This is a genomic window from Deltaproteobacteria bacterium, from assembly GCA_016874775.1.
In the GTDB taxonomy this organism is placed as follows: domain Bacteria; phylum Desulfobacterota; class Binatia; order Bin18; family Bin18; genus VGTJ01.
On record VGTJ01000218.1, the window covers coordinates 1 to 8,990 of the forward strand.

Annotated in this window: 9 protein-coding genes; 7 read left to right on the forward strand and 2 right to left on the reverse strand. The window is 54.5% G+C overall.

All coding sequences use genetic code 11. The annotated features are described in order from the left end of the window. Nucleotides 1–123: 123 nt before the first annotated feature. The 7 genes from FJ147_25205 to selD all read left to right on the forward strand — a co-directional run bounded on the left by FJ147_25205 (nt 124) and on the right by selD (nt 7,350). A complete protein-coding gene (locus FJ147_25205) occupies nt 124–1,122 on the forward strand; it encodes a general secretion pathway protein GspK (protein ID MBM4259184.1) in 999 nt (332 codons plus the stop codon). A 3-nt stretch (nt 1,123–1,125) separates the two neighbouring features. Beyond that, nucleotides 1,126–1,350: a hypothetical protein gene (locus FJ147_25210; GenBank protein MBM4259185.1), complete on the forward strand. Its 225-nt coding sequence runs from the start codon at nt 1,126–1,128 to the stop codon at nt 1,348–1,350. Beyond that, the gene (locus FJ147_25215; GenBank protein ID MBM4259186.1) at nt 1,308–2,645 is read left to right on the forward strand and encodes a hypothetical protein; all 1,338 of its coding nucleotides are present in this window, start codon (nt 1,308–1,310) and stop codon (nt 2,643–2,645) included. Before FJ147_25210 ends, FJ147_25215 begins: the two co-directional genes overlap by 43 nt. Next, nucleotides 2,642–3,256, forward strand: coding sequence for a type II secretion system protein M (locus tag FJ147_25220; protein MBM4259187.1), 615 nt, complete (start codon nt 2,642–2,644; stop codon nt 3,254–3,256). The genes FJ147_25215 and FJ147_25220 overlap by 4 nt, the downstream gene beginning before the upstream one ends. Then, nucleotides 3,147–4,175 (forward strand): type II secretion system protein GspN, encoded by a 1,029-nt coding sequence (gene gspN / locus FJ147_25225; GenBank protein ID MBM4259188.1) that lies wholly within the window; start codon nt 3,147–3,149, stop codon nt 4,173–4,175. The genes FJ147_25220 and gspN overlap by 110 nt, the downstream gene beginning before the upstream one ends. 101 nt (nt 4,176–4,276) lie before the next feature. Further along, nucleotides 4,277–6,184 (forward strand): selenocysteine-specific translation elongation factor, encoded by a 1,908-nt coding sequence (gene selB / locus FJ147_25230; GenBank protein MBM4259189.1) that lies wholly within the window; start codon nt 4,277–4,279, stop codon nt 6,182–6,184. 179 nt (nt 6,185–6,363) lie between these two features. Next, nucleotides 6,364–7,350 (forward strand): selenide, water dikinase SelD, encoded by a 987-nt coding sequence (gene selD, locus FJ147_25235; GenBank protein MBM4259190.1) that lies wholly within the window; start codon nt 6,364–6,366, stop codon nt 7,348–7,350. 243 nt (nt 7,351–7,593) lie between these two features. Here the strand turns inward: selD and FJ147_25240 are convergent, their stop codons facing one another. Beyond that, nucleotides 7,594–8,154, reverse strand: coding sequence for an MFS transporter (locus FJ147_25240; protein MBM4259191.1), 561 nt, complete (start codon nt 8,152–8,154; stop codon nt 7,594–7,596). Then, the gene (locus FJ147_25245; protein MBM4259192.1) at nt 8,139–8,642 is read right to left on the reverse strand and encodes an MFS transporter; all 504 of its coding nucleotides are present in this window, start codon (nt 8,640–8,642) and stop codon (nt 8,139–8,141) included. Before FJ147_25245 ends, FJ147_25240 begins: the two co-directional genes overlap by 16 nt. Between the last annotated feature and the right edge of the window lie 348 nt (nt 8,643–8,990).

Sequence of the window (8,990 nt, forward strand, 5' to 3'; positions counted from 1 at the left end):
AAAGCATGCTCCTAAGATCATCGCGTGTTCCCTTCTCTCTCCCTGAACTTGAGTTTCTCCCCACGACACGCGCCTATCTCAGCAGAACCCGCGAAATCATGAAAGATTCAGACCTTTACAGGGATGGCCCCTGCCGCCCACCCTCAGTTTGTCGAAGGGCGGACGGCGCATTTCTCCGTAGTCTCTCAAAGCGGCGCAGCCCTCGTCACAACCTTACTGGCTGTGACACTGCTCACGATTGCCGTAGTCGAATTCGCGTATTCTAGCCAGGTGGACTACCACCTCGCTCACAATGCACTCAAAGCGTTACAAGCCAACTACCTGGCTCGGTCCGGGGTGAACCTTGCCATGCTGGTGCTCAAACGCGATGGCCAGTCGGCCTCCGGTATCGACTCTCTCCGAGACGAATGGGCTTATCCATTGCCTCCGCTTCCAGCCGGTGAGGGCATGGTGATGATCCGTGTGAGTGACGAGCAAGGAAAAGTGAACTTGAATGCGCTTCGCAACAGCAACGGGACGATCAACCGTACATGGCGCGATGTTGCCGAACGTTTATTCGCTCTTCGAGAGATTGAACCGGGGGTGCTTGATCCGTTGTTGGATTGGTTGGATGTCGATGATTTCCCCGAACCGCGTGGTGCTGAACGAGATCATTATTCACGACTCACGCCGCCGTATGTGCCAGCGAATGGCCTCTTGTTAACCTTAGGCGAGTTAGGCCGGATCGAGGGGTTTTCGGCAGCTATGCGTACTCGCCTTGCAGAAGTGATCACGGTTCTTCCTGGGAACAACACCTTGGTGAACGTGAACACAGCTCCCGGAGAAGTCCTGGCGGCGTTGTTTCCCATGGTCGATCGTCAAACGCTCGAAACATTTCTGGTCTCGCGCATCGTGGTACCTGTTCGTGGAGTAAACGAATTGCGCGAGCGTCTGGGGTTTGACCCAAAGGTGCAAACTGATGCGTTTCGGTTGGTGTCGGTGCGGAGTGAGTTCTTTGCGGTTACGGCCCTGGCCTCTGTTGATCCGGTGAGTCAAGCACTGTCTGTTATTGTTCAACGGCGAGCAGCAACCGTGACTCCCATGACCTGGCAAACGGCATTGCCGCTACGGGGACAAGGATAGGTCATGGCACGACGTATCTTGGCACTGGACCTGGGGTCTCACTCCCTCAAAGCGGCGTTGATCGAAAGCTCTTTGCGTCGTTGTCGTGTGACTGGACTCTTTCAGCAGTTGCGGGTGTCAGAGCGGCCGTTAGCTGAGCAATTGCGAGATTTTTGCGCGACCTATCAATTGCCGCAGATACGGTCTTGTCGTGTCTTCCGGGCAACACCGCCTCTCACCGCCTGTTAACTCTACCGTTTACTCAACCGCATCAGATCAACCAAGCGGTGCCGTTTGAACTGGAGAGTCAGATTCCTTTTGGGTTGGACGATGTGGTGGTCGCAGGCCAGTCTCTCCAGCGCATCGAGAATGGCACACGAACACTGGCGGTGGCAGTAGTAAAAAACACGATTGCGGAACATGTCGATGTCCTCACCGCTGCAGGTCTAGACCCTGCACAGATTGCGCTTGGCCCTCTCGCGCCATTGGCGTTGTTGCCGCTTGCTGACGTGGATAAGCATGGCCTTACTGCCCTGCTGGATATTGGTGAAAATTCCACCTCTGTCGTTCTGCTCCAGGAAGGAACCCTCATAGGCTTGCGCACATTTACGATTGGTTTGAGTCGTCCTGGTGGGTTCGCTGCTTTTCTCCAGGAACTGGGCTGGACCTTGCTCGCGTTAATCCCAGAGGATTCTTCACTTCCTGAGAAGATTTTCCTGTGTGGTGGCGGGGCCTATTCTCCTGAGTTGTCCGAAGAAATTCAGCACGCGTTAGCTGTGGAGATCGTCCCCTTGCAATCCCTTGCGATCCCTGCCATTCCCGAGTCCCAACGGCCGGATCAGGCAGTGTATGCCACGTGCCTTGGTATGGGACTCCACGAAGCGTTGCGTGGAACGACACCGATGGTGAACCTTCGCCAAGGAGAATTTGTTCCGCAACGACATAGCGAAAAATTTCGCAGAGAATCTCGCCATCTCGCGTGGCTCGCGGCTGGAGTAGCCGCGGCAGCAGGGCTGGCCTTGATGCTGGATATTTATCGCCTCACCCTGCGATATCAAACCCTGCGCCAAGAAACCCGGCGCGTGTTTGTGGCTACACTCCCCGATACCCAGACGATAGTGAATGAGAAAGCTCAACTTGCAGATGCAGTGGAGACACTACAAAAACGCCAGCGCCTCCTGCGCGGAGCGTCAACTGGATCCCCCCTCGATGTGTTGCGCCACCTGAGCGCGGTTGTCCCTGAACAGGTCGCGCTCGACCTCGACACCTGGACCTTTGATGAAGATGCCATCCGTCTCCAAGGAACGACCAGTTCATTTGAATCGGCTGAGGCGATCAAAACTGCGGTGATGAGTCTTGGGCTCTTTCGTGACGCGCAACTCAAAGACGTGAAAACTATTGCCGGCAGCCAGAAAGTTGCGTTCGGGTTACAGCTGTTTTTCCAGAAAGATGAGCGACAAGAAACAAAGCGAGACGCGACCGGGCGTGAGCAACAAGCCGAAGTCGAGCCTCTGAACCTCGGAACTCGACGGAGGGAAGGATGAAAAACTGGCTGACTCTCGCGTTGACGTCCCTGCGAGAACGAGTCAAACTCCCAGATCAGCTCAGGAGTGTTGTTGTTGACGCGACGGCTGGATTTGCTGCACGTCTTTCGCCGCGGGAACGCTGGCTCGTCGTGTTTGCGGGGATTGCACTCGTCGGTATTTGTTTTTCACTGTTTGTTGTTGCTCCCCTACTGGATGCTCGTGAACGCCTGCAAGCGAAAGTTGTAGCCAAGGAACGCGAGCTGAGTGAAGTGGCAACGTTGGACCAAAGCTATGAAGCGTTACGACATGAGCTGGAAGTCGTCGGATCTGCCAATGGTTCGACACTGTCACCGTTTGCATTTCTCGAAGGGCTGACCACGAGTACACTCGGACGGGAGAAATTGGCAGCAATCAACCCGATTGGACATGAAGACCGTGGCGGTCTGGCACGTGAGACGATTGAACTGAAGTTGAGCGGTGTCTCCCTGCAGGAACTCGTCGATTTGCTGTACAAGATCGATGTCACTGGTACGACGCTACGTTGTACGAACCTGGCGATCAAGAAACGTTATAAGGATCCATATACTTTCGATGTCACTCTTACAGCCATCGCCCTCAATACTCGATAATGACGCTCCCCTCTCCGAGGTGACTGCCACCACATTGAGTCCAGTGTGGCGTCGGTGGACACGTTTGTCGTCTGCGCGAATGGGGTGGGGGGTATACACACTGCTCTGTTTCGCGGTTTTTCTCTTTTTAACTTTTCCTGTTGACGTTGTGTTACAGCGAGTGATCTCCTCTGTGACGCGTGGGACTCCGGTACACATCCATTATTCGCAGGGAGAACTGACGTGGTATGGCGCAGCTCTCGTACGTGACGTGAGGGTTGAGCAAAGAGGGGCGAGTCTTCCTCCTCTGCGAGTATCACGTTTGCTGGTTCATCCTTCCTGGCTTGGCTTGCTTTGGGGAAGCCCATTTCCCCTGGCGTTCCAAGCTGACCTCTACGGTGGGACGATCAACGGAACTGCTGAACACAGCCCGAACGGGGTGAAGACGACGTTGACTGCCCGACGGATGAATCTCGCGTTACTGCCAATACCAGGGGCGGAAAAATCTGGCGGGCTCAAAGGCATCCTAACTGGGAGTGGCGAGGTGAGTGGTGATTTCTCGCAGATATTCTCTTTACAAGGAGCACTGGAGCTGAATGTCTCAGAGGGGTCACTGCAGCCAGGGGCACTCGGACAACTGCCAGTTCCGCCGCTGCAATCTGTTCGTGGTAATTTGCGCGCAAACCTCCGTGATGGAAGAGTGAACATTACTGATGTCACTCTCATGGCGGATGGTATCGAAGCCCGTGCGCAAGGTGCACTGGTTCTGAGCACTCCACTTCCGCGTAGTGGTCTTGATTTACAACTGACAACCAAGGTTGTTGGTCCTGCCCCACCAGCGCTTACGGCGCTCGTGTCTCTCCTGCCGATCTCGCCTAACACCCCAGGAGAACGGCGAGCGACAATTAGTGGGTCACTGGCTGCTCCGGTGATGCGGTAACAGCTCAACGAATCCAGCTCATAGGTTCCATATCGAAACGCCATTCCCTTCTCTTGCCCCTTTTGTCAGAATGCTGAGCAGACTCAGGAGTAGAGACACGGATGCCGCATATCATTGGCACAGCGGGACATATCGATCACGGCAAGACGTCGCTGATTAAAGCGCTGACCGGACAAGAAACCGACCGGCTCAAAGAGGAGCAGGAGCGCGGCATTTCGATCGATCTCGGATTTGCGTACATGGATTTGCCGGATGGCGAGCGTGCTGGCATCGTCGATGTCCCAGGGCACGAGCGCTTTATCCGCAACATGCTGGCTGGCGCTCATGGTATCGACCTTGTCCTCTTTACCATTGCGGCTGATGACGGTGTAATGCCGCAGAGTGAAGAACATCTAGACTTTCTTCACCTCCTAGGCGTGAAAAAAGGCATTTGCGTCATCACTAAAGCTGACCTCGCCGATGCCAAGCGCTTAGCGGAGGTTCAGGAAGAAATCGAAATTCTTACGGTCGATACCACGCTCGAAGGATCGCCGATTGTTCCGGTTTCATCGGTGACCGGACTCGGGCTCGATCGTTTGCGTCAGGAGATCGCGACGCAGTTGCAAGCGTATGAGCGGCCACCATTGCCGGGCTATTTTCGTCTGCCGGTGGATCGAGCTTTTGTGGTTAAGGGCCACGGCGTGGTGATCACTGGCACTGCGGTGGCTGGAACGATTGGTGAGGGAGAAACGATTCGAGTTCTACCTGGGGCTGATGAGTCACGTGTGCGTTCTGTGCAAGTGCATGGACAGTCAGTGTCACAAGCGAAATGGGGACAACGGGTTGCCCTCAATCTCGCTGGACTAGAGAAAAGTGCGCTTGCTCGCGGTCATGTCATTTGCCATCCTAAGCTGACATTGACCACCGACCGTTTCGATGCCTTTGTGGAAATCCGCCCCGGTGCAGGTCGCGACATCGAGAACCACGAACGGGTGCGGGTGCATATCGGCACAGCGGAAGTGATCGGCAAGGTCATTATTCTCGATGGGCGTGAGATCCTCCCTCCACGTTCTAATGGATATTGTCAGATCGTTCTGGAAGAACCAGTGGTGGCATTGCGCGGCGATCGCTTTATTCTGCGTAATCAAACCGCTCAAGGAACGCTGGGTGGCGGTGAAGTGATTTTGCCCTTCGCGCAACGCCATCGTCGTTCAGAAGAAGGCATTGTTGAGCGGCTGACGTTTCTTCGCACTGCTGAGTTGCTACCTGCGTGTCGCGCTTATATCGAGGCGCAGAGCGCGTTTGCGCTTCCACTTGAAGAAGTCTATCAAGGTGTGAATGCGCGCGAAGAAGAAGTTGCTTCTTTACTTGGCAAAGATCCTGAGATCTTGCTCTTTCCTGATAAAGCGCATCCAGAAGCGTATGGGGTGCAGGCCAAATGGAAACGGCTCGTTGCGGAAGTGGCGAAAACCTTAGCTGCATTCCATGAAGCGACACCGCTAGCGCGTGGGATGGAGATGGAATCGTTGCGGAGTCAGTTGTCGTTTTCTTTCACCCCCAAGATTTTTCGTGCAGTGGTAGACAAGCTCGTCGCCGAGAAAGTCGTGGTTCGCGAGGACAGCCTCTTACGTTTACCTACACATAGTGTGAAACTCAGCGGAGGTGAGCAGGAATCTGCCGCACGTGTCGAGCAGCTCTTGCAAGAAGGTGGACTGACGCCACCAGAACTAAAAGAACTCGAAGAAAAATTAAAGATGCAACGCAAGCCACTGGTCGAACTCCTCGGCGTGTTGGAGTCACGTGGTGCGGTGGTGAAAGTCACAACCGACCTCTACTTCAGTGGCGTAATGTTAGAGAAAGCCAGGACCGCTCTGGTCGATCACCTTACAGCAAAAGCCGAGATTACCGCTGCCGCTTTTCGTGACCTGCTCGGCATCAGCCGTAAGACTGCGATTCCGTTGTTGGAATACTTCGATCGTACCGGCCTCACGTTGCGCGTTGGTGATGTAAGGAAGCTCAGAAAAAAATGAAGAGTGAAGAGTGAAGAGTGAAGAGTGAAGAATTGAGGAAAAATTCCCCTCATTCCTCACTCTTAGTTTTTCATTCTTAATTGTTCCAAAGGAGCTATATGCCAGACCAAACCCCGAGAGATCAACGATCACGTATACGCCTGACCGAAAAAGTGAAGGCTGCTGGGTGAGCAGGAAAACTGGGTCCGGCGGACCTAGCCCTCGTACTTGGTACGCTTCCGCGTAGTCGCCACCCTGATTTGCTCGTCGGAGTCGAAACTTCTGATGATGCCGGCGTGTTTCGTCTGCGTGATGATCTGGCAATCGTGAACACGGTTGATTTCTTTACTCCGGTTGTCGACGACCCGTATACCTATGGTGTGATTTCTGCGACCAACTCACTCAGTGATGTCTACGCAATGGGTGGTGAGCCAAAGACGGCGATGAACATTGTCTGTTTTCCGCAAAGTGGACTGGAGAAAGAGATTTTAGCGGAGATCCTCCGGGGTGGTGGAGATACAGCGACGGAAGCTGGAGTTGCGGTTGTTGGTGGGCATTCCGTTGCTGACGACGAGATCAAATATGGCATGGCGGTCACCGGTGTGATCGACCCCCGCAAGATCATTCGTAACGTTGGTGCCCAAGAAGGTGATGTCATCGTTCTTACCAAACCGCTTGGTACAGGAATTCTTACCACGGCACTGAAAAAAGGCCACTTGAGCGAGGAAGAATACGGCGCTGCGGTGGTATCGATGTCGACCCTCAACGCCAAAGCCGCAGCGGTGATGCGCAAGTATAATGTCCACGCTTGTACCGATGTGACCGGCTTCAGCCTTATGGGTCATAGTTGTGAGATGGCGATGGGCAGCAACCTCACTTTGCGTCTCCAGGCGACTGCGCTACCGGTTCTACCGGGAGCACTGCGATTGTCGTTGGAAGGCTATATCACCGGCGGTTGTAAACGAAATCGGAATTACCTGGCGGATAAAGTACAGGTGGCGACTGCGGTGCCCCAAGATTTGAATGAAGTTGCCTTTGATCCGCAAACTTCTGGCGGATTGCTGATTGCTGTTCCTGCACGCGAGGCATCGGCGTTGACGCGAGAGTTGCTCGATGAAGGAGCATTGGCTGCTGCGGTAATTGGTGAAATCGTCGCGCCGACTGGTGCATGGGTGGAGTTGGTCTAATCCGGTTTCCTCAATCAGGTCACAGAAGACTGGCACCCTCGGGCTGTCACCCTGAGTGCAACGAAGGGTCTCGCAGAGAGATTCTTCGCTCCGCTCAGAATGACGACACTAAAACGTCTAAGGATAAAGTGGACAAATGCTCTCGGGTCCAATTGAGATCGTGATAGCATTGTCCGCTCGCTCTGAGCCTGTCGAAGGGCGGTAGCGGCTGTCAATGATGCCATGCACAGTGAACGGATTGGATCACTGCGCATCTTTCACTGTCAGATCCTCACGCAGCGTGCGTGCCGCGAAAAAATAATGCAGTGACGACCACACACTGCCGGTGAGGACGACAAAGAGGAGCGCATAGCGAATCGACTGTGCTCCATACGTCGGGGCCAAGAGATCACTGAGTATCCCAACGGCTTGCGGTCCCAAACCTAAGCCAATCAGATTGAGAATGAACAACAAGAGAGCCGAAGCCGTCGCACGCATGTGGAGCTTCGCGAGCCCCTGTGTCATTGCCATCGTCGGGCCGATGTACGTCGGACCAAGGATGGCCGCAGGAATACTGAGTAACAACGCCGTTCGCCCTTCTGGCCAGAGATAGAAGATGCACGAGAAAGGAATGCTCAGAATAGTGGCCCACGCTGGGAGCCACATGTACCAACGCATATCTCTTTTCTGTGCTGCCAGCCGATCTCCCAAGGTGCCGCCGAGAAACGTCCCGATGCCAGAAAAGATGCCCGCGATCAACCCCAACCATAATCCCAGCTCAGCAGTGTTCGTCATGCCATGCACGCGCATCATAAAGGCTGGCATAAAGGCAAGGACGCCGTAGCCATACAACGCATGCAATGCCGCTGCGAGCGACAAATGGCGAAACGAGCGCAGTTGCCACATAAACCGTAAGACATCAGCAAAAGAATCTGCTGGGATGGTTGCTGCTCTTTGCAGACCTTCCGAATGGCCACGGGGGGCTCACGGAGGGTCAAGCGGACGATGAGGGCAAGCACCACTCCAGGTAAGCCGACGACAAAGAACGCTGTACGCCAGCCAAAATACTGATTGACCCAGCCACCAGCCAGGTATCCGATCATGATGCCAATCGGAACACCTAGTGAAAAAATGGATAGAGCAGTACCCCGGCGATCAGGAGGAAAGTAGTCTGAAAGCAGCGAGTGCGCCGGAGGAGAACACGCTGCCTCACCAATGCCAACACCAATCCTTGCCAGGGCGAGTTGGGTAAACGACTGTGCGAGCCCCGTGAGCGCCGTCATGCCACTCCAGATCGCGAGTCCGAGGGCCATAATCGTGCGTCGGACTCCTTGATCTGCCCATCGTGCGATGGGAATCCCCGCAAACGTATAAAAAAGTGCGAAGGCAATACCAGTGAGAAAGCCGAGCGCCGTGTCAGACAGTTGCAGGTCGCGCTTGATCGACTCTTAGGTGATTTTGAGAAAAGAAGATACCCAAAGCCGAGCGAGTGAGGTACGATAGCGGAGAGACAGATAACGTAGGGAGAGGTGGAGGGGCTAGGGTGTTCAGGAAAGATTTCACCAGTCCAAGTGCTCAACAAATTAGTGGGCAACAGATTGCCGATTTGCGCTTAGCCGCAGCGCAGATGCGCGGTGCCAAGCGCCGTGCCTTTCAGGCCG

Excerpts from the sequence above, each read along its gene's own strand:
- FJ147_25205 (MBM4259184.1), top strand. The coding sequence starts at position 124 with ATGGCCCCTGCCGCCCACCCTCAGTTTGTCGAAGGGCGGACGGCGCAT.
- FJ147_25210 (MBM4259185.1), top strand. The coding sequence starts at position 1,126 with ATGGCACGACGTATCTTGGCACTGGACCTGGGGTCTCACTCCCTCAAA.
- FJ147_25220 (MBM4259187.1), top strand. The coding sequence starts at position 2,642 with ATGAAAAACTGGCTGACTCTCGCGTTGACGTCCCTGCGAGAACGAGTC.
- gspN (MBM4259188.1), top strand. The coding sequence starts at position 3,147 with ATGTCACTGGTACGACGCTACGTTGTACGAACCTGGCGATCAAGAAAC.
- selB (MBM4259189.1), top strand. The coding sequence starts at position 4,277 with ATGCCGCATATCATTGGCACAGCGGGACATATCGATCACGGCAAGACG.
- FJ147_25240 (MBM4259191.1), bottom strand. The coding sequence starts at position 8,154 with ATGCCAGCCTTTATGATGCGCGTGCATGGCATGACGAACACTGCTGAG.
- FJ147_25245 (MBM4259192.1), bottom strand. The coding sequence starts at position 8,642 with ATGGCCCTCGGACTCGCGATCTGGAGTGGCATGACGGCGCTCACGGGG.